Origin of the sequence: Pseudomonas sp. HD6422, assembly GCF_025377065.1 — a bacterium.
GTDB classification, from domain to species: domain Bacteria; phylum Pseudomonadota; class Gammaproteobacteria; order Pseudomonadales; family Pseudomonadaceae; genus Aquipseudomonas; species Aquipseudomonas putida_U.
On sequence record NZ_JAHWIW010000030.1, the window covers coordinates 56771 to 79555 of the forward strand.

Annotated in this window: 20 protein-coding genes; 6 read left to right on the plus strand and 14 right to left on the minus strand. The window is 63.2% G+C overall.

The window, feature by feature from the left end:
* Positions 1-6: 6 nt before the first annotated feature.
* A complete protein-coding gene (locus tag KY379_RS20665) occupies positions 7-2253 on the minus strand; it encodes a xanthine dehydrogenase family protein molybdopterin-binding subunit (RefSeq protein WP_261241248.1) in 2247 nt (748 codons plus the stop codon).
* Complete coding sequence (locus KY379_RS20670) at positions 2253-2708, minus strand: (2Fe-2S)-binding protein (RefSeq protein ID WP_133329294.1); 456 nt, start codon at positions 2706-2708, stop codon at positions 2253-2255. The genes KY379_RS20665 and KY379_RS20670 overlap by 1 nt, the downstream gene beginning before the upstream one ends.
* 257 nt (positions 2709-2965) lie before the next feature.
* Between KY379_RS20670 and KY379_RS20675 the strand changes: the two genes are divergently transcribed.
* A complete protein-coding gene (locus KY379_RS20675; protein WP_133329296.1) occupies positions 2966-5155 on the plus strand; it encodes an OsmC domain/YcaO domain-containing protein in 2190 nt (729 codons plus the stop codon).
* A 56-nt stretch (positions 5156-5211) separates the two neighbouring features.
* Here KY379_RS20675 and KY379_RS20680 read toward each other — a convergent pair whose 3' ends face one another.
* On the minus strand, positions 5212-5505 hold the full coding sequence (locus KY379_RS20680) for a hypothetical protein (protein ID WP_261241247.1): 294 nt from the start codon (positions 5503-5505) through the stop codon (positions 5212-5214).
* A gap of 187 nt (positions 5506-5692) precedes the next feature.
* Between KY379_RS20680 and KY379_RS20685 the strand changes: the two genes are divergently transcribed.
* From KY379_RS20685 to KY379_RS20700, 4 genes are all read left to right on the plus strand, one after another.
* Positions 5693-6121: a DUF2231 domain-containing protein gene (locus KY379_RS20685; RefSeq protein WP_133329300.1), complete on the plus strand. Its 429-nt coding sequence runs from the start codon at positions 5693-5695 to the stop codon at positions 6119-6121.
* Positions 6118-7410 carry a PQQ-dependent sugar dehydrogenase gene (locus tag KY379_RS20690; RefSeq protein ID WP_261241246.1) on the plus strand — a complete coding sequence of 431 codons (1293 nt, stop codon included), beginning with the start codon at positions 6118-6120 and terminating at the stop codon, positions 7408-7410. The genes KY379_RS20685 and KY379_RS20690 overlap by 4 nt, the downstream gene beginning before the upstream one ends.
* A 74-nt stretch (positions 7411-7484) precedes the next feature.
* The gene (locus tag KY379_RS20695) at positions 7485-8063 is read left to right on the plus strand and encodes a hypothetical protein (RefSeq protein ID WP_133329304.1); all 579 of its coding nucleotides are present in this window, start codon (positions 7485-7487) and stop codon (positions 8061-8063) included.
* Between the two features lie 137 nt (positions 8064-8200).
* Positions 8201-9415 carry a YeeE/YedE family protein gene (locus tag KY379_RS20700; RefSeq protein ID WP_261241245.1) on the plus strand — a complete coding sequence of 405 codons (1215 nt, stop codon included), beginning with the start codon at positions 8201-8203 and terminating at the stop codon, positions 9413-9415.
* Positions 9416-9485: 70 nt separating this feature from the next.
* Here KY379_RS20700 and KY379_RS20705 read toward each other — a convergent pair whose 3' ends face one another.
* Complete coding sequence (locus KY379_RS20705) at positions 9486-9815, minus strand: hypothetical protein (RefSeq protein ID WP_133329308.1); 330 nt, start codon at positions 9813-9815, stop codon at positions 9486-9488.
* A gap of 184 nt (positions 9816-9999) precedes the next feature.
* Here KY379_RS20705 and KY379_RS20710 point away from each other — a divergent pair, with 184 nt between their 5' ends.
* Positions 10000-10749, plus strand: coding sequence for a FadR/GntR family transcriptional regulator (locus KY379_RS20710; RefSeq protein WP_133329310.1), 750 nt, complete (start codon positions 10000-10002; stop codon positions 10747-10749).
* 412 nt (positions 10750-11161) lie between these two features.
* On the opposite strand, the gene KY379_RS20715 is transcribed toward KY379_RS20710, so the two are convergent.
* From KY379_RS20715 to KY379_RS20760, 10 genes are all read right to left on the minus strand, one after another.
* Positions 11162-12742, minus strand: coding sequence for an aldehyde dehydrogenase (NADP(+)) (locus KY379_RS20715; protein WP_261241244.1), 1581 nt, complete (start codon positions 12740-12742; stop codon positions 11162-11164).
* Between the two features lie 168 nt (positions 12743-12910).
* Positions 12911-14464, minus strand: coding sequence for a galactarate dehydratase (gene garD, locus KY379_RS20720; RefSeq protein WP_133329314.1), 1554 nt, complete (start codon positions 14462-14464; stop codon positions 12911-12913).
* Positions 14465-14540: 76 nt separating this feature from the next.
* Positions 14541-15902, minus strand: a complete 1362-nt coding sequence (locus KY379_RS20725; RefSeq protein ID WP_261241242.1) for an MFS transporter — start codon at positions 15900-15902, stop codon at positions 14541-14543.
* A gap of 102 nt (positions 15903-16004) precedes the next feature.
* Positions 16005-16916, minus strand: a complete 912-nt coding sequence (kdgD, locus tag KY379_RS20730) for a 5-dehydro-4-deoxyglucarate dehydratase (RefSeq protein WP_133329318.1) — start codon at positions 16914-16916, stop codon at positions 16005-16007.
* 432 nt (positions 16917-17348) lie between these two features.
* A complete protein-coding gene (locus KY379_RS20735) occupies positions 17349-18158 on the minus strand; it encodes a gamma-glutamyl-gamma-aminobutyrate hydrolase family protein (RefSeq protein ID WP_261241240.1) in 810 nt (269 codons plus the stop codon).
* A 303-nt stretch (positions 18159-18461) separates the two neighbouring features.
* Positions 18462-19244 carry an amino acid ABC transporter ATP-binding protein gene (locus KY379_RS20740; protein ID WP_306466631.1) on the minus strand — a complete coding sequence of 261 codons (783 nt, stop codon included), beginning with the start codon at positions 19242-19244 and terminating at the stop codon, positions 18462-18464.
* A gap of 18 nt (positions 19245-19262) precedes the next feature.
* Entirely contained in the window at positions 19263-20504 is a 1242-nt protein-coding gene (locus tag KY379_RS20745) for an NAD(P)/FAD-dependent oxidoreductase (RefSeq protein ID WP_261241238.1), read from the minus strand.
* Between the two features lie 15 nt (positions 20505-20519).
* Entirely contained in the window at positions 20520-21230 is a 711-nt protein-coding gene (locus KY379_RS20750) for an ABC transporter permease (RefSeq protein WP_261241236.1), read from the minus strand.
* On the minus strand, positions 21227-21946 hold the full coding sequence (locus tag KY379_RS20755) for an ABC transporter permease (protein ID WP_133329328.1): 720 nt from the start codon (positions 21944-21946) through the stop codon (positions 21227-21229). The genes KY379_RS20750 and KY379_RS20755 overlap by 4 nt, the downstream gene beginning before the upstream one ends.
* Positions 21947-22031: 85 nt before the next feature.
* Positions 22032-22784: a transporter substrate-binding domain-containing protein gene (locus KY379_RS20760; RefSeq protein ID WP_133329330.1), complete on the minus strand. Its 753-nt coding sequence runs from the start codon at positions 22782-22784 to the stop codon at positions 22032-22034.
* Position 22785: the final 1 nt, after the last annotated feature.

Consider the following 22785-nt stretch of genomic DNA (forward strand, 5'->3'; position numbering starts at 1 on the left):
GTCCGTTCAGCTGAAGGTATGGCGGCTCAGTGGCAGGCTGCGTACGCGCTGGCCAGTCAGCTGCGCCACGGCATTGGCTACCGCCGGGGCCACCGCTGGCAGCGGCGGCTCGCCGATGCCGCCCATCTTCGCGCCGCTCTCGACGATGCGCACATGCACCCGTGCCATGCGCGAAGGCGGCAGGATCGGGTACAGGTCGTAGTTGCGTGCGCGTGGCTTGCCGTCGACATACACCGCTTCTTCGACCAGCGTCTGCGACAGGCCCAGGGCTACCGCACCGTTGACCTGGTGCTCGATGATCGCCGGGTTGACGATACTGCCGGGGTCGATGGCCTGCCAGATATCGTGCACCTTGACCTGGCCGTTTTCGATCGACACTTCGGCGATCACCGCCGCTTCCGAGCCGAACGGCGAGGCCATTGCGATGCCGCGGGCGCGTTTGGAGCCATCTTCTGCCGTGAAGGGGCCGCGCTTCCAGCCACCGGACAATTCGACCACCGCGTTGAGCAGATTGGTCAGGCGCTGATTGTCGCGCAGCAGATGCCGGCGCAGCTCCAACGGATCCTTGCCGCCTTTGTCCGCCAGTTCATCGAGGAACGACTCGTAGAAGAAGTCGTTCAACGAGTTGCCCACCGAACGCCAGTAGCCAAGCATGACCGGGCCTTTCACATAGATCTGGGCGATGCGTTTGTTGGCGATGGCGTAGGACTTGCCCGATAGCCCTTCGATCGCGGTCGGGTCGATCTTGTCGCCCTGCTTGCCGGCCAAGGCCTCGGTAGGGCCTTCGGTCGCACTCACCGCTTCGATGGCCAGGGGCAGACCTTCGCCATCCAGGGCAGCGCGGAACTTGACCACGGCCACCGGACGCAATGCATCGCGCAGGAATTCCTCCTCGCGGCTCCAGATCAGTTTCACCGGGCGCCCGACGGCCTTGGCCAGGGCGATGGCCTGAGGATACGGGTTGGCTGAATCGTAGAGGAAATGGCGCCCGAAGAAGCCGCCGAGCAAGGGTGAGTGCAAGTGGATACGGGCCGGGTCGAGTCCGGTGCGCTTGGCGATATCGTCACGGAACATGTCCGGCGCCTGGTTGGGCAGCCACACCTCCAGCGAGCCGTCCGGGTTGAAGCGGGCCAGCGCGGAAGGTGGTTCAAGCTGTGCGTGGTTGAGGTACTGATTGTGATAGGTGGCTTCGAGCGTGGTCTTGGCGCCGGCCAGGGCCTTGGCGACGTCGCCTTCGGTCTCGTCGTCGCGAGCCGGTCCTTGGGCGGCGGCCAGGTGCTCTAGCCAACCATCGCTGGAAAAGTCCGCGGGCATCGCGCGCAGTTGGCTGTCGCTACCCGGTTCCTGCCAGTCGACTTGCAAGGCCTCGACCGCACGTTTGGCGTGCCACCAGCGCGGGGCGACCACCGCCACCGCACCCGGCAGACGATGCACCGAGTGCACTCCCGGCATGGCCTTGACCTGGTCCTCGTTGCGCAGTTTACCGACCGTCATGCCCAGGCGCGGAGCATGCTGCACGGCGGCATGCAGCATGTCTGGCAGGGTGATGTCGATGCAGTACACGGCCTTGCCGGTGGACTTGTCGTAGGCGTCCAGGCGGCGCACCGGCTTGCCGATCCAGCGGAACTGGCTGGGGTCGCGCAGCTTTAGGCTTGCAGGATCCGGTACCGGCAGATCCATGGCCCGTCCGGCCAGTTCGCCATAGCTAAGGGAACGGCCCGAAGCAACGTGCAGCACCTTGCCAGGTTCGCTGGACAACTCGCCGACCGGTACGCCCCACTGCTCGGCCGCAGCCTGCAGGAGCATGGCCCGGGCCAAGGCGCCGAGGCGGCGCATGGTCGGGTAGCTCATGCGCACGGACATGCTGCCACCGGTGATGCGCATGCCATTTTCCATCACCACGTAGGCTTCCCCTGGCGGCGCACTGTCCACAACGAAGTTGGCCGGGTCGACGTCCAGTTCCTCGCCGACGATCTGCGCCATGGCCGTAAACGGCCCCTGACCGCCTTCCATGAAGGGGCTGAGCAGGCGTACCGTACCGTCCGGGCGAATCTCCAGGAAGGCCGGCACCTGGGTGCCGCGCTCGGCGCTGGCCGTTGCCGCCTGGACCCTGGCCGAGCCCAGTGGCAGGCCGAAGCCCAGCACCAGGGCACCGACTGCGGTCCCGGCCAGGAAGCGCCGGCGCGACAGGTTGACGGTTTCGCCCAATTGCAGCTTGAGCAGGTCTGCGGGAGTATCGAGGGGCGAGTTCATCAGGCCTTCTCCCCTTCAGCCAAATCGTGCATGGCGGCATGAATGGCGTTGTAGGTGCCGCAGCGGCACAGGTTGACCATCGCCGCATCGATCTGCTCGGCGCTGGGCTTGGCGTTGTGCTTGAGCAGTGCAGTGGCTGCCATCACCTGGCCCGACTGGCAATAGCCGCATTGCGCCACCTGATGCTCGACCCACGCAGCGACCACCCGCTTACCGACCGCGTCGTCCTCGATCGCTTCGATGGTGGTAACTTCACGGCCGACCACGCCGGCTACCGGGGTCACGCAGGCGCGTACCACATTGCCGTCCACCAGCACCGAACAGGCGCCGCACTGAGCCAGTCCGCAGCCGTATTTGGTGCCGGTCAGCCCGAGGTCGTCACGGATCACCCACAACAGCGGAGTGTCGGCCTCGGCCTCGACCTGATAGGTCTTCTGGTTGATACGTAGTTCCATGGCTCACCTGCTGATCATCGGTTGATGGCGTTTGCAATCGGCAGGGGAATACGTCGTTCCCCAATCTGAAAAAATTAGCACAGCGATACGACCGGCTGTCCGGTCAGCGCGACAGGTTCGGAGGATCGGGCAAGCAATCCGGCGGAATGCGCAAGCCCATCACCGGGGGCTTGGCGGGTAAACAGGACTTCCCAGGCAAAAAACCGGATAATGCCGGCCAATTTCGTTTTGCACGCTTAACTCACGGTAATCCCCGCATGGAAATCAAGGTCAATTTTCTCGACAACCTCCGGCTCGAAGCCAAGTTCGACGATTTCACGGTGATCGCCGATCAGCCCATTCGCTACAAGGGCGACGGCTCGGCCCCGGGTCCGTTCGACTACTTCCTGGCTTCCTCGGCTCTGTGCGCGGCCTACTTCGTCAAGCTGTACTGCCAGACCCGGGGCATCCCCACCGAGAACATCCGGCTCTCGCAGAACAACATCGTCGACCCGGAAAACCGCTACAACCAGATCTTCAAGATCCAGGTCGAGTTGCCCGAGGACATCTCCGAGAAGGATCGCCAGGGCATTCTGCGTTCGATCGATCGCTGCACGGTGAAAAAGGTCGTGCAGACAGGCCCAGAGTTCGTCATCGAGCAGGTCGACAACCTCGATGCCGACGCCCAGGGCTTGCTGATGCCGGTAGCTGACAGCACCACCTACATTCCGGGCAAGGACCTGCCGCTGGAGCAGACCATCGCCAACATGTCGGGCCTGCTTGCGGGGCTTGGGATGAAGATCGAGATCGCCTCGTGGCGCAATATCGTGCCCAACGTCTGGTCATTGCACGTGCGCGATGCGCAGTCGCCGATGTGCTTCACCAATGGCAAGGGCAGCACCAAGGAGGCCGCGCTGGCTTCGGCATTGGGCGAGTTCATCGAGCGGCTGAACTGCAATTTCTTCTACAACGACCAGTTCTGGGGCGAGGACATCGCCAACGCCGACTTCGTCCACTATCCCAACGAGCGCTGGTTCAAACCGGGTGCCAGGAACGCGCTGCCGGTGGAGATCCTCGACCCCTACACTCTCGAGATCTACAACCCGGACGGCGAGTTGCGTGGCTCGCACCTGTACGATACCAACTCGGGCAACACGGCCCGCGGCATCTGTTCGTTGCCGTTCGTGCGCCAGTCGGACGGCGAGGTGGTGTACTTCCCGTCCAACCTGATCGAGAACCTGTTCCTGAGCAACGGCATGAGTGCCGGCAATACCTTGGCTGAGGCGCAGGTGCAGTGCCTGTCGGAAATCTTCGAACGGGCCGTCAAGCGCGAAATCCTCGAAGGTGAACTGGCCTTGCCGGATGTACCCCAGGAGGTGCTGGCCAAGTACCCCGGCATTCTGGCTGGCATCCAGGGGCTGGAGGAGCAGGGCTTCCCAGTGCTGGTCAAGGACGCATCGCTGGGCGGCGAGTTCCCGGTGATGTGCGTGACCCTGATGAACCCCCGCACCGGGGGCGTTTTCGCATCGTTCGGCGCCCACCCAAGCTTCGAAGTCGCGCTTGAACGCAGCCTCACCGAGTTGCTCCAGGGTCGCAGCTTCGAGGGCTTGAACGATTTGCCGCAGCCGACCTTCGAGAGCCACGCGCTGACCGAGCCAAACAACTTCGTCGAACACTTCATCGATTCCAGCGGCGTGGTGTCGTGGCGATTCTTCAGTGCCAAGGCCGATTTCGAGTTCGTCGAGTGGGACTTCTCGGGCCATGGCGAGGACTCCAACGTCCAGGAAGCGGCAACCTTGTTCGGCATTCTCGAGGACATGGGCAAGGAAGTGTACATGGCGGTGTACGACGACCTCGGAGCCAACGCCTGCCGTATCCTGGTGCCGGGCTACTCGGAAATCTACCCGGTCGAGGACCTGATCTGGGACAACACCAACCGCGCCCTGGATTTCCGAGCGGACATCCTCAACCTGCACAGCCTCGACAGCCGCAGCCTCAAGCTGCTGCTCAAGCGTCTGGACAACTGCGATGTGGATGACTACACCACCATCACCACGCTGATCGGGGTCGAGTTCGACGAAAACACGGTGTGGGGGCAACTCACCCTGCTGGAGCTCAAGCTACTGATCTGCCTGGCTGTGCAGCGCCTGGAGGAAGCCAAGGAACTGGTCGAGGCGTTCCTGCAGTTCAATGACAATACCGTCGAGCGCGGGCTGTTCTATCAGGCCTTGAACGTGGTGCTGGAAGTGGTGCTGGACGACGAGCTGGAGATGGACGACTACGAGACCAATTTCCGGCGCATGTTCGGCGATGTGCGCATGGATGCGGCGCTGGGCTCGGTGGACGGCAGTGTCCGTTTCTACGGCTTGACCCCGACCAGCATGAAGCTCGAAGGCCTCGACCGCCACCTGCGCCTGATCGAGAGCTACAAGAAACTGCACGCGGCACGGGCCAAGGCCGTGCGATAACCTGGCGAGCACCGGCAAAGCCGGTGCCGTACCCCAAGGTGCTTGCGCGCTTCAAATCAGTTCTTGCACTTGGCCAGCACCACTTGGCAGGTGTCCGGCGTGCCACCCGATCGGCTGGCGTAGCGAATGCAGTTGTTCAGTGACTTCTGCCGGGCGATGCTCATGGTGTTGCCCCAGGCCAGGCCGCCTTCGCCGCGTTGCGGCACGGCCTTGGCATAGCAGTTCGAACCCACCGTCGCGTAGCGGGCCTGCTTGGCCTTGCTCGAACAGCCTGTGGTCATCACCAGGCTCAGGCCGAGCAGGGCGCCCAACGTCCAGCGGGCACAGGGCTGCGATGCAAGTCTATTCATAGGGTTCTCCTGTCCGGGCCAACCGATAATACGCTTGGCTTGGCGGTTAGCACACCGCGGCAGCTCGATAAATCGGAACTATCGGTACCACAGGCTATCTTCTCCTAGGCGCACCCCGCGCAAGCCTGATGGACTGGGCATCGCGCTCGCTCATCGGCACCGGGTCACTGAATGATAAGGAGGCGCCGTGACCGTATCAGACCAACCCCTCTACCGATGCACACCCAGCCCGCTACATGCGATCCTGCTGGGGGGCTCGGTACCGCTGTTCCTCGGCGCATTGCTGAGCGACATCGCCTATTACCAGAGCTACCAGATCCAGTGGGCCAACTTCGCCTCTTGGCTCATCGCCGGGGGCCTGTTGTTCTGCGGCCTGGCGATCCTCTTTGCGCTTGCCAACCTGCTGCGGGCCGCACGCAAGGGAGGGCGTCCGACGGTGTACCTACTGCTGCTGGTGGCGGCCTGGATCCTGGGTTTGATCAATGCGTTCGAGCACGCCAAGGACGCTTGGGCGGTGATGCCCGCGGGCCTGGTGCTGTCGGTGATCGTCAGTGCACTCGTCTTCGTCGCTGCCTGGCTGGGCATGAGCAACTTGCGTTCCGGAGGTGCAGCATGAGGCACTTACCTGTACTGAGTTTGCTGAGCCTTGCGGTGTTGCTCAGTGCCTGTGGCGGTGAGGGTGAAGCGACCCAGGCGCGGGGGCCTGACCCGAAGCTGCCGGCCCCCGAGCGCGGCTTGCTGCCGAACATGAAGATCGCCGAACCAACCCCTTGGGGAGATGAGAAACCCCGTGTGCCGGAAGGCTTCAGCATCACGGCGATCGCCACCGACCTGAAGATCCCACGCCAGACACTGGTGCTGCCCAATGGCGACATCCTCGTGGCCGAGGGCCGGGGCGGTAACGCCGCCAAGCTCAAGCCCAAGGACGTGATCGCCAGCCAGATCAAGGCCAAGGGCAATACCCAGGTCAAAGGCGGTAACCGCCTGACCTTGCTGCGCGACGCCGATGGCGACGGCGCCTATGAAACTCAGGGTGTATTCGCCGAGAACCTGAACGCACCTTACGGCCTGGCATTCGCCAACGGCAAGCTGTATGTGGCCAACCAGGATGCCCTGGTGAGCTTCGACTACCAGGAAGGCCAGACCAAGGCTGGCGGGCCACCGACCGTGCTCACCCAGTTGCCCGCAGAAATCAACCACCATTGGACCAAATCACTGGCGGTCAGCCCTGATGGTCGTTACCTGTACGTGGGCATTGGCTCCAACAGCAACATCACCGAGCGCGGCATGGAAGTCGAAGCCGACCGTGCCATGGTCTGGCAAATCGATGCTCAGACCGGTGCCCACCGGCCTTACGCGACCGGTCTGCGCAACCCGACGGCGCTGGCCATACAGCCGGGCACCGGGCAGTTGTGGGCGGTGGTGAACGAGCGCGACGAACTCGGCCCCGACCTGGTGCCGGACTACCTGACCTCGGTGCGTGAAGGCGAGTTCTATGGCTGGCCCTACAGCTATTGGGGGCAGAACGTCGACGAGCGGGTCAAGCCGCAGAACCCGGACAAGGTGGCGGCCGCCATCAAGCCCGACTATAGCCTCGGCTCGCACGTGGCTGCGCTGGGAGTGAGTTTCTCCATCCCGGCCATGGGCACGCAGTTCGCCGAGGGCGCGTTCGTCGGCGAACACGGCAGCTGGAACCGCCCCAATCCGGCGGGTTACAAAGTGATCTTCGTGCCGTTCAGTGCGGGGAAACCCGCCGGTGAGCCGGTGGACTTCGCCACAGGCTTTCGCGGTGGGGATGGCAAGACCCGCGGTCGCCCGGTGGGCGTGACGGTCGATCCCCGGGGGGCGCTGATCATCGCCGACGACCTGGCGAACACGGTTTGGCGCGTCACCCGAAATCGGTAAGTCCGGCTATGGTGAAGAAGCGGCGGGTGAATGGTCACGCGCCGCTTCGGTCTCGATCACAGGGAAGCAGGCCTATGAACCCGATTCGCTCACTCGCTCGTGCCGTTGCGCTGGCCACATTGGTCGGCGCTGCCAGTTACACCGTCCAGGCCAACGAAGTCCCGATAGGTGCAGAAGCGCTGGAAAGCCATGTGCAAACCCAAGTCACGGCGATCGATCTGCCGAACCGCCTGGTGACGGTCAAAGGGCCGCACGACAAGGACGTGACCTTCCAGCTCTCGGAAAACGCCAAGTCGCTGCCTAACCTCAAGGTCGGTGACAACGTCGACATCTATGTCACTCGTGCAGTGGCCTACGTACTCAACAGCAACGTCGGGGGAGCGCCAAAGGCCAGTGCCGAACAAGGTACCATCCGCGCTACCGCCGATAACCCGAACCCCGGCGGCGAAGCCTTCCGCCAGGTGCGAGTGACCTCCAAGGTCGAGAAGGTCGACCTTGCGACCCACGAAGTGACCCTGCTGCCGCCGCAAGGCAAGGTGCAAGTGGTCAAGGTCGAGAACCCAGACCTGCAGGCCAAGATGAAAGACCTCAAGGTCGGTCAGACCGTCGATGCGATCTACACCGAAGTGCTGCGCGTCGAGACTTCCCGCTGAGGTGACCGACGCACTGTGGGGCAGGGGCCTTGCCGCCAAGTTGCCGGCGATGAGGCCCAAATGCCCGTCGCGAACGAGCATGGATCCGAGGGTAGCGTTATACTCGCGCTCCGTTTGATAGTTATCCGAGTATTCCGATGGGTCTTTGTGCAACCGCCACACCTGAACCGCGCCGTCTGGGCGCGCCACTGATCGCCTTGGCCCTGCTGCTGGCAGGCGCCTGGTTCCTCAACCTCAATGCCGGCTTCAAGCAGGTGTTGCTTTTGGCCGTTGGCGCCGCGCTGGGGCTGACCCTCTACCATGCGGCGTTTGGCTTCACCTCGGCCTGGCGGGTGTTCATCACCGAGCGCCGAGGCGCTGGCCTACGGGCGCAGATGGTCATGCTGAGCCTGGCCGTGCTGCTGTTCTTCCCGGCGTTGGCGGCTGGCAGCCTGTTCGGTAACCCGGTCAACGGTCTGGTGGCCCCGGCAGGGGTTTCGGTGGTATTCGGTGCATTCATCTTCGGTATCGGCATGCAGCTGGGGGGCGGCTGTGCATCGGGCACGCTGTTCACCGTGGGCGGTGGTAATGCAAGGATGCTGGTCACCTTGCTGTTCTTCATCGTCGGTTCGGTCACCGCGACCCACCATGCCGACTGGTGGTTCGCGCTGCCGTCGCTGCCGCCGACGTCGATCGTCAAGTCCTGGGGTGTCGGGCCAGCGTTGCTGGTGAGTCTGGCGGTATTCGGGCTGATCGGTTGGGCCACCCTGGTGCTCGAGAAACGCCGTCACGGTGACCTGGCGGCTCCGGTCGGTAGCGATCACCGGGGCCTGCAGCGCTTCATGCGTGGACCTTGGCCGCTGCTGTGGGGGGCAATTGCCCTGGCGTTGTTGAACTACGCGACCCTGGCGCTTGCAGGTCGCCCCTGGGGCATCACCTCGGCGTTCGCACTGTGGGGCGCCAAGACGCTTCAAGGCCTGGGTATCGACGTCGGCAGCTGGGTGTTCTGGCAGGCTCCGACCAACGCCAAGGCCCTGGCATCGCCGCTGTGGCAGGACGTGACCACGGTCATGGACCTGGGCATCGTCCTGGGCGCCTTGCTCGCCGCCGGGTTGGCCGGGCGCTTTGCGCCGAGCCTGAAGATTCCGCTGCCGTCGCTGATCGCTGCAGTGCTCGGCGGCCTGTTGCTCGGTTATGGTTCGCGTCTGGCCTATGGTTGCAATATCGGCGCTTATTTCAGCGGCATCGCCTCTGGCAGCGTGCACGGATGGCTGTGGCTGCTGGCGGCTTATACCGGCAATGTCATCGGTGTGCGTCTGCGTCCGCTGTTCTTTGCCGGCGAGCGGCGGCCCGCGACCCTGAGCGGCTGCTGAGCGGCTCCTGAAGCCCCACTAGTCCGTGATAATGCTTTAGATAAGGCTCATAAATACTTGTTTTTAAAGACTATCTCTTGGCAATCGCATGTTGGACGCATTGTTCGTAGTAGGTCTGCTTGATGGCCGCAGGCTTGAGTCGGGAACGGCTGTTGTAGGTCTGCTCGGTAATGCCGAAAGCTGTCATGCGCATCCAGGGTTTGGGAAACCTGCGCACCTGCAGCTTTTTCCGCGTGGCGTACAGCGTGACCCCTGACAGCTTGGCCTTCTGAGCGTCGGCAGCGATCTGCGAGCCCCATCCACACACTTGGCGGTCATTCTGGCTGAGTGCCTTGGCCTGCACTGCACACGCAGAAGCGGCGAGAAGCGCACCGGCCATGGTTGCTAGAAATACTCGCATGTTGCTGTCCTAAGCGGCTGACGGAGAAGGGAGTTTGCCCTCAGTTTGCGTTGCCGGGGGCCAGCAATTTGCCGTTATGCGAGCGCGGGTTGGATGGCTGGCAGGAAATACCGCGCTGGGTGTATGTGATCGTACAACTGCTTGCGCTATGATGTCGGTAGTCTTTCAAGGTGAACATCAGGGCATGACAGAGCAGCAGGTACAGGCACGGGCCCGGCGCAAGCCGCGCAGCCTTGCCCAGGAACTGGTCACGGTGCTGACCGAGCGTATTCGCAGTGGCCAGCTCAAACGCGGCGACAAGCTGCCGACCGAGTCGCAGATCATGGCCGAGGAGGGCGTCAGCCGCACCGTGGTGCGTGAGGCCATCTCGCGGCTGCAGGCCGCCGGCCAGGTGGAGACTCGCCATGGTATCGGCACCTTCGTCCTCGACGCGCCGAGCACGGGAGGTTTCCGTATCGATCCGGCCACGGTGGTGACGCTGCGAGAAGTGTTGGCTGTGCTGGAACTGCGCATTGCCCTGGAGATCGAGTCGGCCGGCCTTGCCGCACAGCGGCGCAGCGACGAGCAACTGGTCGGCATGCGCGCCGCGCTGGATGAGCTCAACGAGGGTGCCGCCCATGCCAACGATGCGGTGTCTGCAGACTTCCAGTTCCACCTGCGCATCGCCCAGGCCAGCGGCAACCATTACTTCGCCGACATCATCAACCACCTGGGGACCAGCATCATCCCGCGCACACGGCTGAATTCCGCGCGCCTGGCCCATGACGATCAGGCGCACTACATGGGGCGTCTGATGCACGAACACGAAGCCATCTACGAGGCCATTGCCCGACGTGACAGCGAGGGGGCGAAAATGGCCATGCGCATGCACCTGAGCAACAGCCGTGAACGACTGCGCCAGGCCCATGAAGCAGCCGAGGCGCAGGGCGTCTGACGCTAGGCAAAAGAAAGGTTTTTCCCGGAATATTGGGAAAGAGTGGTTGTGTTTGGTTTAGCGGCAGATTGGTGAGAGCCACCAGGTGCTTGTCTTGGGAGTTGAGGTGGTGCGTGAATCGAGCGCCGCCCGCGCGGCGCATCGCGAGCGTTCGCTCGCTCCCACGCTTGTTTCTGGCCAATGAGGTCTGTGGGATTTGCGCGCGAACGCCTTGGCGCCCGGCACGATATCGCGACGTACACACAAGGCGGTCGCGCGCGCCTGTCATTGAGGTTACTGGCCAAAAACAAACGTGGGAGCGAGCGAACGCTCGCGATGCGCCGCGCGGGCGGCGCTCGATCTCACAGGCGGCACATACCTTACGGCATTAAAGAAAGCCCCGCGGATGCGGGGCTTCTTCGTGGTAGGGGGATCAGATCGCCCCTTCGCTCCACTGGCCATTGACCAGGCGACGCAGCCCAAGCGGGTTGCCGTCACGCAGCGCTTCTGGCAGCAATGCCTGTGGGTAGTTCTGGTAGCACACTGGGCGCAGGAAGCGATCGATGGCCAGGGTGCCCACCGAGGTGCCTCGGGCATCGGAAGTGGCTGGGTACGGTCCGCCGTGGACCATGGCATCGCACACTTCGACGCCGGTGGGGTAGCCATTGACCAGGATGCGGCCGACTTTCTCCTCCAGCAACGGTACCAGCCAGGCGAAGGCTTCGAAGTCTTCCGCTTCGCCGATCAGCGTGGCGGTCAATTGGCCGCGCAGGCCAAGCAGGGCCGCGCGCAGTTGTGCGTTGTCCTCGGCCTCGACCGCCACGGTGGTTGGGCCGAACACTTCTTCTTGCAGCAGCGGGTCGGAGTCCACCAGCAGGCGCGCGTCGGCCTTGAACAGCTGGGCGCGGGCTTGGCTGCCTTCCTGGACCTGCCCGGCCAGATGTTGAATGCCAGTGTGGGCGTGCAGGTGCTCCAGGCCGCCGACATAACTACGCAGGCCACCGGCGTTGAGCATGGTCTGGCCGGCTTGTTGGTCGAGATGCTGGCCGAGTTCGGCGAGCAGTTGACTGTATTGCGGCGATTTCAGTCCAATGACCAGTCCGGGGTTGGTGCAGAACTGCCCGGCACCCATGCACACCGAACCGGCCAGCTCGCGGGCGATGGCTTCGCCACGTTTGGCCAGGGCACCGGGCAGGATGATCACTGGGTTGATGCTGGACATCTCGGCGAACGCCGGGATCGGCTGTGGGCGCTCGGCCGCCATGCGGCAGAGGGCGTCGCCGCCTTTGAGCGAACCGGTGAAACCGACCGCCTGGATGGCCGGATGCTTGACCAGCCATTCGCCGACGCCGCCGCCGAAGACCATGTTGAACACACCTTTGGGCATGCCGGTGCGCTCGGCGGCGCGCTCAATGGCGCAGCCGACCATGTCGGCGGTGGCCATGTGACCACTGTGCGCTTTGAACACCACCGGGCAGCCGGCAGCCAATGCGGCGGCGGTGTCACCGCCTGCGGTGGAGAAGGCCAGCGGGAAGTTGCTGGCGCCGAACACGGCGACCGGGCCGACACCGATGCGCATCTGACGCAGGTCGACCCGTGGCAATGGCTGGCGCTCGGGCAGTGCCAGGTCGATGCGAGCACCGAGGAAGTCGCCGCGGCGCAGCACTTGGGCGAACAGGCGCATCTGCCCGCTGGTACGACCACGTTCGCCCTGGATACGGGCTGCAGGCAAGGCGGTTTCGCGGCAGACGACGGCGACGAAGGCATCATCGAGCTCGTCCAGTTCGGCGGCAATGGCCTCGAGGAATTCGGCGCGGCGCGCCGGCGACAGCTGGCGGAACTCGGCGAAGGCAGCAGCAGCGGCCTTGGCTGCCTGGTCCACTTCGCTTTCCAGGGCCTGGGCGAAGCTGTAGGGCAGGGCCTCGCCAGTGGTGGCGTCCAGGCTTTGCAAACGCTTTGGACCAACGGCGCTGCGTTGACCGGCGATGAAGTTGTGGCCGAGGATCTCAGGCATGGGATGCTCCTATTGCTTTAAGAAAGAAATTGACGAAGCTCTGTGGGAGCGGGCTTGCCCCGCGAACACCGGCGCAGCCGGTGCCAGGCACCGTGTGGTCTGCTTCGCGGGCCAAGCCCGCTGCCACAGGGGGGAAGATGTACAGCCAAACAGCCCAAGCCCGGTGCATCAGGTGATCGGTGCTGGGTTGAACAAGGTGATGTCGTTGTGCAAACGGTGCTGCTCGGCCCAGGTCTGCTTGCGGCCACTGGCCACGTCCAGGTAGTAGTGGAACAGCTCCCAACCCAATTCCTCGATACTCGAGCGGCCACTGGCGATACGCCCGGCGTCGATGTCGATCAGATCCGGCCAGCGCTGCGCCAGTTCGGTTCGGGTGCAGACCTTGACCACGGGGGCCATGGCCAGGCCGTAGGGGGTGCCGCGGCCGGTGGTGAACACGTGGAGGTTCATGCCGGCTGCCAGCTGCAGGGTGCCGCAGACGAAATCGCTGGCCGGGGTGGCGCAGAAGATCAGGCCCTTGCGTTGGACCCGCTCGCCCGGTCCGACCACACCCTGGATGGCGCCACTGCCTGACTTGACGATGGAGCCGAGGGATTTCTCGACGATATTGGACAACCCACCTTTCTTGTTGCCGGGCGTGGTATTGGCGCTGCGATCCGCCGCCCCTTGTTGCAGGTAACGGTCATACCAGTCCATCTCGCGCACCAGGGCCTCTGCGACCTCCTGGTTCTCGGCCCGTGAGGTGAGCATGTAGATGGCATCGCGGACCTCGGTTACCTCCGAGAACAGCACGGTGGCGCCGGCACGTACCAGCAGGTCGGCGGCATAGCCCAACGCCGGGTTGGCGGTGATGCCGGAAAACGCATCGCTGCCACCGCACTGCATGCCGAGGATCAGCTCGCTGGCCGGGACGGTTTCGCGGCGGCGTTGGTCGAGTTTCTTCAGGCGTGTCTCGGCCAGCGCCATGATCTGCTCGATCATCTCGCCAAAGCCCAGGCTAGCGTCCTGCAGGCGGTACAGCCAAGGCTCGCTCAGGTCGACCGACGGGTCGTTGTCGTGCATCACTTGGCCAGCCTGGAGTTTCTCGCAGCCCAGGCTGATGACCAGGGCTTCGCCGCCCAGGTTGGGGTTGCGCGCCAGGTTGCGTACGGTGCGGATCGGGATATAGGCATCGCGGGCATTGATCGCCACGCCGCAGCCATAGCTGTGAGTGATGGCCACCACGTCGTCGACATTGGGGTATTTGGGCAGCAGTTCATCACGGATGCGCTTGACCGCATGTTCCAGCACGCCGGTGACGCATTGCACGGTGGTGGTGATGCCGAGGATGTTGCGCGTGCCGACGGTACCGTCGGCATTGCGGTAACCTTCGAAGGTGAACCCTTCGAGCGGCGGCAGCGGGGCAGGGACCGCGTCGCAGCGGGGCAGGCTGTCCAGCTCGGGTGCCGAGGGCATGGCCAGTTGGCTTTCCTGTACCCAGCTACCCTGGCGCAGATCCTCCAAGGCATAGCCGATGATCTGCCCGTAGCGGCGAACGGGCTCACCCTTGGCAATGGCGACGGTGGCCACCTTGTGGCTCTGTGGAACGGCCTCGACGAGGGTCAGGCCGTCGGGAAAGCAGGCGCCTTCCCCCAGGCCGCCATCGTTGACCACGACCACGACATTGTCGTCGTCGTGCAGGCGGACGTAGCGGGGCGAGTCGGAATGTTCGATCAACTGCATGGTCGTGCCCTTCTTCGATTGCTCAGGCTTTATACGTCCGCCCACTCCCGGCTGGGCCGAGGGTGGGCGTGTTCACTCAGTGTTGCGAGGTGGCCAGTTTGCCGTTGCCGGTGCTCTGGACCTCAGGCTTTGGGTCATCGTGCAACTCGATACGCTTGATCGGGCCGACGATCACCAGGTAGCTGAACACCGCCACCAAGGCATTGGCACCCACGTACACCAGGGCCCACTTGAACGAGCCGGTGGCACTGATGATGTAGCCGATGACGATGGGTGTGGTGATCGAGGCCATATTGCCGAAGGTATTGAAAAGCCCCCCGGACAGCCCGGCGATCTGCTTGGGCGAGGTATCCGCCACCACCGCCCAGCCCAGGGCGCCGATGCCTTTGCCGAAGAAGGCCAGGGTCATGAATCCAACCACCATCCACTCGGCATCGACGTAGTTGCAGAAGACCATGGTGGTCGACAGCAACAGACCGCAGACGATCGGCAGTTTGCGCGAGAAGGTCAGCGAGTTGCCGCGACGCAACAGCCAGTCCGAGATCACGCCACCCAGCACACCGCCGATGAAGCCGCAAATCGCCGGCAACGAGGCGATGAAGCCTGCCTTGAGGATGGTCATGCCGCGCTCCTGTACCAGGTACACCGGGAACCAGGTCAGGAAGAAGTAGGTGATTGCATTGATGCAGTACTGGCCCAGGTACACGCCCAGGAGCATGCGGCTGGTCAGCAGTTGCTTGATATAGCCCCATTTAGGACCGTCGTTGCCGCGTTTCTGGTCCATGTCGACCAGGCCACCGTTCTGCTCGATGTGCTCGAGCTCTGACGGACTGATGCGTGGATGTTGGCGCGGGTTGTAGATGGTCCTGAGCCAGACCATCGAGAACACGATGCCCAGTGCGCCCATGACCACGAATACATGCTCCCAGCCGAAGCTGAACACGATCCAGCCCATGATCGGAGCGAACAGTGCGGTGGCGAAGTACTGTGCCGAGTTGAAGATTGCCGAGGCCGTGCCGCGCTCCTGGGTTGGGAACCAGGCCGCGACGATACGGGCGTTGCCCGGGAACGATGGGGCTTCGGCGAAACCGACCAGAAAGCGCAAGGTGAACAGGGTCACGACTGCCCAGGCCACCGGAAGGCCGCCGACGAAGCCCTGCAGCAGGGTGAACAGCGACCAGGTGAAGATGCTGAAGGCATAGACCTTCTTGGAGTCGAAACGGTCGAGCAACCAGCCGCCAGGGATCTGGCCGGCAACATAGGCCCAGCCGAAGGCGGAGAAGATGTATCCGAGAGTCACCGCATCGATGCCGAGGTCTTTCTGCAGGCTGGAGCCGGCGATGGCGATGGTGGCTCGGTCTGCGTAGTTGATCGTGGTCACCAGGAACAGCATGAACAGGATCAGGTAGCGCACATGCGTCTTTTTCGTCGCTTGCATGCTGATAATACTCCCACTAGTTATTTTTGTGCGGGCTCACGAATTGTAACCGGAGTGGGGGCAGCCCACTCCGGTCGCGGCGATGGCAGGCCGCAGGGGCGCTTATTGCGGACCCATCTTATCCATCAGCGCTGCGAGCATTTCGTACTCTTCGGCGGTCAGGTCGGTCAGCGGGGTACGGACCGGGCCTGCGTCGTAGCCGGCGATCTTGGCGCCAGCCTTGACGATGCTCACGGCGTAACCGGCCTTGCGGTTGCGGATGTCCAGGTAAGGCAGGAAGAAATCGTCGATCAGCTTGGCCACGGTGGCGTGGTCGTCGCGGGCGATGGCGTTGTAGAAGTCCATCGCGGTCTTCGGCACGAAGTTGAACACGGCCGAGGAGTACACCGGTACACCCAGGGCTTTGTAGGCTGCCGCATACACTTCGGCGGTCGGCAGGCCACCCAGGTAGCTGAAACGATCACCCAGGCGACGACGGATCGAGACCATCAGCTCGATGTCGCCCAGGCCGTCCTTGTAGCCGATCAGGTTCGGGCAGCGCTCTGCGAGCTTTTCCAGCAGCTCGGCATTGAGCCGGCAGACATTGCGGTTGTAGACCACGACGCCGATGTTCACCGATTTGCACACGGCCTCGACGTGGGCGGCAACGCCGTCCTGGCTGGCTTCGGTCAGGTAGTGCGGCAGCAGCAGCAGGCCTTTGGCGCCCAGGCGCTCGGCTTCCTGAGCATATTCGATGGCCTGGCGGGTGGAGCCACCGACGCCGGCAAGAATCGGGACCGACTTGGCGCAGGTGTCGACGGCGGTCTTGATCACCTGGCTGTACTCGCTGGCAGCGAGGGAGAAGAACTCACCGGTGCCACCGGCAGCGAACAACGCGCTGGCGCCGTAAGGGGCGAGCCATTCCAGGCGTTTGATGTAGCCAGCCTGGTTGAAGTCGCCCTGGGCATTGAAGTCGGTGACCGGGAACGACAGCAGGCCGTGGGAGAGGATGGATTTAAGTTCTTGTGGGTTCATTGTTATGGGCATCCTGTGGCGCTTTGGGGTGAGAGCTAAGGTGAGAGGTAAGTTATCGTACAACTGCGGCGATGACTAGTCCCTTCGTGCAGATTTTTTGTGAGGAGAGAAAGGACGAGAGAAGTGTATGCCTTTGCCGGCCCTTTCGCGGGCAAGCCCGCTCCCACAGAATCACCGCCATCCTCTGTAGGCGCGGGCTGGCCCGCGAAAGGGCCGGGACAGACGACAACCAGGCCACAGGAAACCCCGGTGAATCGAATCACCACGATCAGTCGTCGTATATCTATGGAGTAGTAAGAAAAAACGATCGCGGAGACAGGCACAAACCCGCCGCCCGCTTCCACGGGAGATGTTCTGGGACCAGCAGAGGGTGACCGGGAAAGCGGGGGCGACCTTGCGCCGCCCCGCGATCAAAGCTAACGAAGCTTGGGCTCAGGCGGCCTGTTGGCGCTTGATCTGGGCTTTGCGCACCTGGGCGCGGCAGGCGTCGCCAAAGGCCTGGAAGATCTTGATCGAATCAGGATTGTTCGCCGCCTGCCATTCCGGGTGCCATTGCACGGCGAACAGGAATGGCGAAATGCTCGGGGCGTGGATCGCCTCGACCAGGCCGTCTTCGGCGTGAGCGATGGGCTCGATGCCGGCGCCCAGCTTGTGCAGGCCTTGGCCATGCAGCGAGTTGACGCGGATCTCGTCGGTGCCAAGGGTGTGCTGCAGCCAGCTGCCAGGCTCGATCTTCACCGCATGGACCTGGGCATATTGCACATCGACCGGGTCTTCCGGATTTTCCCGGTGGTCGTTGAAACCAGGCTCGGCGTAGACCTTCTGGTAGATGTCGCCACCCAGCGCCACGTTGATTTCCTGCATGCCGCGGCAGATGCCGAAGATCGGCAGGCCGCGCTTGATCGCCGCCTTGACCAGCGGAATGTCGAACAGGTCGCGGTCCTTGTCTTGGGCCTTGCCCGGCGTCTGGTTGTCCTGGCCGTACAGGGCCGGATCGATGTTGCTCCCGGCACCGGTCAGGTACACGCCATCGGCCATGTCCAGGTAGGCGTCGAGGGCCTCGGTGCCACAGCAGGTCGGCACCAGCACTGGGATGCAATCGGCGAAGTCGACCAGTGGGGTAATGTATTTGTGGGTCATGACCTGGTAGTCATGGCCTTTGCGCTCTTGGGTACCCATGGTCATCAGGACGACGGGTTTGCGCAGGGAAGGTTGCTTGTTGCCAATGTTGCTGTTGGACATATGTCACCTTGGGGCAGGTCCTACCTGCCGTTGTCGTGCAGGCGCACGGCTTAGGCCTTTGTGCTGCCTGAAGCTCCGAGCACTGCCGGAGAGGGTTCCGGTCGGGGCTTATCGATAGCTTGCCAGAGCCGTTTAATATGTCAAACGAGCAGAGGGGACGTATCGGCGGTTTCGGCGCCGTTTACAGGGCGTTTTATCCCGTGCAAGCCCGTGGCGGCAAGGGTTTGCCGCCATTGGTGGTCAATAATATTTAACGACGCAGTTGGTTCATTGCACCGGCGCAATGAACCAGGCCTGTACGGATCAATGCAGGATCTGTGCGAGGAAGGCTTCGGCCCGCGCCGTCTGGGGCTGATTGAAGAATACCTGCGGAACGCTGTCCTCGATGATCTGCCCGCCTTCCAGGAACAGCACCCGCTCTGCCACTTGGCGAGCGAAGCCCATTTCATGGGTGACGCAGAGCATGGTCATGCCGGTGCCCGCCAACTGCACCAGCACGTCCAGGACCTCGGCGACCATCTCGGGATCCAGCGCCGAGGTCGGCTCGTCGAACAGCATGATCCGCGGCTTCATGCACAGTGCGCGGGCGATCGCCACCCGTTGCTGCTGGCCGCCCGATAGCTGACTTGGATATTTGAGCGCCTGACCTTCGATACCCACCTTGGCCAGGTACATCCGCGCACATTCCTCGGCATCCTTGCGCGACAGACCGCGCACGCTGGTCGGTGCCAGCAGGCAGTTGTCGAGCACGGTCATGTGCGGAAACAGGTTGAAGTGTTGAAACACCATGCCGATTTCACTGCGAGCCTGCGCGGCTTGGCGGGTTTTGTTGGCCAGGTCGATACCGGCGACCTCGATACTGCCTTGCTCGGCGACTTCAAGGCGATTGATGCAACGGATGAGGGTGGATTTGCCCGAGCCGGAGGGGCCGCAAAGGACGATGCGTTCACCTTCGCGCACCTTTAGATCGATGTCGCGCAGTACGTGAAAGGCACCATAGTGCTTGTTCAGGCCGGTAATGCGGATCAGCTCCGGGCGTGGGTCGTTTTCAGGGGCAAGGCTGGCAATGCTCTCGGGGGCGGTCATGTCATTCTCCGGCATCGATCAGTCGAAACGTGCGGCGCTGTAAGGCGCAGGGTCGGTGAAGGGGCGTTCGCCGCAGATCACTTCGGCGATCAGGCGACCGGTGACGGGACCCAGGGTCAAGCCATGGTGGGCGTGGCCGAAGTTGAACCAGAGGCCTTTGTGCCGAGGCGCCGGGCCGATCACCGGGCGCATATCCGGCAGGCAGGGGCGGCGACCCAGCCAGGGCTGCCGATCAAGGCGATTGCCCAGGTTGGGGAACAATCTGCGGGCGAGGTTCTCGCAGCGCTGCAGTTGGATTTCGTTGCCCGGCGCCGCGCTATCGGCGAACTCGATGCCGGTGGTCAGGCGTACGCCTCGGGACATCGGTGCGAGCACGTAGCCGCCCTGGGTATCGCAAATCGAGTGCTTTAGCTGCACGCCATCACGGGTGTCGTAATGCATGTGATACCCCCGCTTGATACCCAACGGGATCTGATAGCCCAAACGCTCAAAGACGTCGGCCGACTGCGGACCCAGGCAGACCACGACCTCGTTGGCGCTTAGCGGCCCGCGACGGCTGTCTATCTGCCAGCGCTCACCGTCCTGGCGTAGGCTGCGCGCGTCACCCTGGAGGAACTGTCCGCCACGCTTGATGAACAGGGCGGCGTAGCCGCGGGTCAGGGCGCCGGGGTCGTTGACGGTCTTGGGGTCCAGCCAGTGAATGCCTCCCACAGCTCCATCGAGTGCGCCCTCACGGGCCTGCAGCTGGGCGTGCTCGAGGAATTCGTAGCGCAGCCCATAGCTGCCCAGGGAAAGGGCGTCGCGTTTGGCCTGCTCGAATAACGCCGGGTCGCGGTACACCTCGATCCAGCCTTTGGACTGCACCAGGGCCTGCAGCCCTGCTGCGGCAATCAGGGCATCGTGCTCCTCGACGCAGCGCTGCACCAGCGGCAGCATGTCGGCGGCCGCGCCGGCCAGGCGCGCGGGGGCCGACTGCTGCCAGTAGTGCAACAGCCACGGCGCAGCCTTGGGCAGGTACTTCAGGCTGTAACGCACGTCCGGCTGACGGTTCAGACCGTAACGCAGCAATGCGCCGAACTGGCGTGGAAAAGCATAGGGGATCACGCTGGAGCGCTCGATCAGTCCGGCGTTACCGTGGCTGGTGCCGCTGCCCGGTTCGTCGCGGTCGATCATTATCACCTGATGTCCGCGCGCCTGCAGGTGCAGCGCGGTGCTGACGCCGACGATGCCGGCGCCAAGTACGAGGGTCTGGCAATGCATGAAAACATCCTTCGGTCAGTTCAGATGGCGACCCAGGCGGGCCTCCAAACGTTTCAAGAGGCGGCGCACCAGCTCGACGATCACGAGGTACAGCACGGCGGCCCACAGGTAGATCTGGAAATCGAAACTGCGCGAGAACGCCAGCTTGGTCACGCCCATCAGGTCGTAAAGGGTCACCAACGAGGCGATGGCGCTAGCCTTGATCATCAGGATCAGCTCGTTGCCCAGTGGGCCGATCGCCACCAGCAGTGATTGCGGCAGGATGACCTTGAAGAAGGTGGTGGAACGCCTCAGGTTCAACGCCTGGGCTGCTTCGTACTGCCCCGGCGCTACGGCCATCAAGCTGCCGCGGAAGATTTCGGCCTGGTAGGCGGCGGTGTTCAAGGTGAAGGCAAGCAAGGTGCATAACCACGCTTCACGGAAGAACCACCACAGCCCGATGTCCTGCCAGAAGGTTCTGAGCGAGCCAAGCCCGTAATACAGCAGGAACAGCTGCGCGAGCAGGGGCGAACCACGGAAGAAATAGATATAGCCAGCTGCCAGGCGGCGCAGCAGCAGGTGGTGTGACATGCGCGCCAACGCCAGTAACAGACCCAGCACGGCGCCCAGGCTGAAGGAGATGGCGACCAGCTTGGTAGTGACCCACAGGCCATCGATGAAGCGTGGGCCGTAGCGCTCCAGCAGATGGGGGTCGAGTACCAGGGTCAGCAGGTGGTCGATAGTCATGCCCGTGCTCCTTGCAAGTGGCGGCTGCTACGTCGTTCTATCCAAGCGAATATCCGCCCGGAAACTGCAGAGAACAGCAGGTAGCCCAGGCAAGCGACACCATAGAAGAACATCGGCTCCTTGGTCACACTGACGGCCAGGTTGGTCTGGCGCATCAGGTCGACCAGGGAAATCGTCGACACCAGCGAAGTGTCCTTGAGCAACGACAGCCAGTTGTTGGAGAGGCCTGGCAGGGCAATGCGCGTCAGCTGTGGCAGCACCACCTTGAAGAAGCCGCTGCGTTTGCTCAGGCCTAGTGCCGCGCAGGCCTCCAATTGTCCCTTTGGCAGGGTCTTGAAGGCTGCCAGCCAGATTTCGCTGGAGAATGCAGCGAACACCAGACTGAAGGCGACCATCGCAGCGAGGAAGGTGTTGATCAGGAACTCGCCAGAGTAACCCAAGGTTGCCAGCACTTTTTGGGCGGCGATTTGGCAACCGTAGTAAATGATCAACAGTGTCAGCAATTCAGGCAGCCCGCGGAACACCGTGGAGAAGATGGTGGCCCAGGCGCGAGGCAGGCGTGCCCGCGAGCGCGCCGCGAGGGCCACCAGCAGCCCCAGGGGCAGCCCGATGGGCAGGCAGGCTAGGGCCAGGGTAAGGGTGACCAGCGCGCCGGCCAGCAGCGCCTGACCCCAGCCACCATCGGCAAGGGACAACAGGGACAATTGATCGAGCATGACAAACCCCATGGACGGATGTGCGGGGGCGGCCCGGCAGTGACGCGAGACCACCCCACAGGGAGCGTGGGAATCCCTTTGCAGATCAGTTGTAGATGTCGAAGTCGAAATACTTGCTGGCGATCTTCTGGTAGGTGCCGTTGGCGACGATTTCGGCGAGGGCGGTGTTCAAGCGCTGGCGCAAGGCATCGTCATCCTTGCGCACGGCGATCGCTGCGTCGGCCTTGGTGCCGTTCACATCGCCCAGCACCTTGCAGCACGCCTGACCGTTCTTGGTCATCCATTCCTGCAGCGGGAACTTGTCGGCGATGACCCCATCCAGGCGACCTGCGGCCAGGTCGGCGTTGGCCTCGTCCATGGTCGGGTACAGCTTCACCTCGGCGCCGGCCTTGGCATACACATCCTCGGCGTAGATGGCTTGGGTCGAGGATGACTGTGCACCTACGGTGTAGCCATTGAATGTGGTCTGGGCGTCGGTGATGTCGCTGTCCTTGGCCACCGCGACGGTCAATGGGGTCCGATAATAATGATCGGTGAAGGCGATTTTCTTGCGTCGTTCCTCGGTGTCGATCATCGAGGCCACGACGGCGTCGTACTTGCGCGCCATCAACGCCGGGATGATGCCTTCCCAATCCTGCGCCACCAGCGTGCATTCGACCTTCATCTGCGCGCACAGGGCGTGGGTGATGTCGATGTCGAAACCGTGTAGCTGGTTATCGGCGTCCACATAGTTGAAGGGGGGGTAGGCGCCTTCAGTGGCGAAGCGCAGGGTTTCGGCACTGGCATTACCTGCCAGCAGAAGGGCACACGCACCTGCCATAGCCATGGTCTTGTTCATC

What these genes read in the sequence shown, in the direction of transcription:
- KY379_RS20665 (WP_261241248.1), bottom strand. Translation starts at nt 2,253, where the DNA reads ATGAACTCGCCCCTCGATACTCCCGCAGACCTGCTCAAGCTGCAATTG.
- KY379_RS20670 (WP_133329294.1), bottom strand. Translation starts at nt 2,708, where the DNA reads ATGGAACTACGTATCAACCAGAAGACCTATCAGGTCGAGGCCGAGGCC.
- KY379_RS20675 (WP_133329296.1), top strand. Translation starts at nt 2,966, where the DNA reads ATGGAAATCAAGGTCAATTTTCTCGACAACCTCCGGCTCGAAGCCAAG.
- KY379_RS20680 (WP_261241247.1), bottom strand. Translation starts at nt 5,505, where the DNA reads ATGAATAGACTTGCATCGCAGCCCTGTGCCCGCTGGACGTTGGGCGCC.
- KY379_RS20690 (WP_261241246.1), top strand. Translation starts at nt 6,118, where the DNA reads ATGAGGCACTTACCTGTACTGAGTTTGCTGAGCCTTGCGGTGTTGCTC.
- KY379_RS20695 (WP_133329304.1), top strand. Translation starts at nt 7,485, where the DNA reads ATGAACCCGATTCGCTCACTCGCTCGTGCCGTTGCGCTGGCCACATTG.
- KY379_RS20700 (WP_261241245.1), top strand. Translation starts at nt 8,201, where the DNA reads ATGGGTCTTTGTGCAACCGCCACACCTGAACCGCGCCGTCTGGGCGCG.
- KY379_RS20705 (WP_133329308.1), bottom strand. Translation starts at nt 9,815, where the DNA reads ATGCGAGTATTTCTAGCAACCATGGCCGGTGCGCTTCTCGCCGCTTCT.
- KY379_RS20710 (WP_133329310.1), top strand. Translation starts at nt 10,000, where the DNA reads ATGACAGAGCAGCAGGTACAGGCACGGGCCCGGCGCAAGCCGCGCAGC.
- KY379_RS20715 (WP_261241244.1), bottom strand. Translation starts at nt 12,742, where the DNA reads ATGCCTGAGATCCTCGGCCACAACTTCATCGCCGGTCAACGCAGCGCC.
- garD (WP_133329314.1), bottom strand. Translation starts at nt 14,464, where the DNA reads ATGCAGTTGATCGAACATTCCGACTCGCCCCGCTACGTCCGCCTGCAC.
- KY379_RS20725 (WP_261241242.1), bottom strand. Translation starts at nt 15,902, where the DNA reads ATGCAAGCGACGAAAAAGACGCATGTGCGCTACCTGATCCTGTTCATG.
- kdgD (WP_133329318.1), bottom strand. Translation starts at nt 16,916, where the DNA reads ATGAACCCACAAGAACTTAAATCCATCCTCTCCCACGGCCTGCTGTCG.
- KY379_RS20735 (WP_261241240.1), bottom strand. Translation starts at nt 18,158, where the DNA reads ATGTCCAACAGCAACATTGGCAACAAGCAACCTTCCCTGCGCAAACCC.
- KY379_RS20740 (WP_306466631.1), bottom strand. Translation starts at nt 19,244, where the DNA reads ATGACCGCCCCCGAGAGCATTGCCAGCCTTGCCCCTGAAAACGACCCA.
- KY379_RS20745 (WP_261241238.1), bottom strand. Translation starts at nt 20,504, where the DNA reads ATGCATTGCCAGACCCTCGTACTTGGCGCCGGCATCGTCGGCGTCAGC.
- KY379_RS20750 (WP_261241236.1), bottom strand. Translation starts at nt 21,230, where the DNA reads ATGACTATCGACCACCTGCTGACCCTGGTACTCGACCCCCATCTGCTG.
- KY379_RS20755 (WP_133329328.1), bottom strand. Translation starts at nt 21,946, where the DNA reads ATGCTCGATCAATTGTCCCTGTTGTCCCTTGCCGATGGTGGCTGGGGT.
- KY379_RS20760 (WP_133329330.1), bottom strand. Translation starts at nt 22,784, where the DNA reads ATGAACAAGACCATGGCTATGGCAGGTGCGTGTGCCCTTCTGCTGGCA.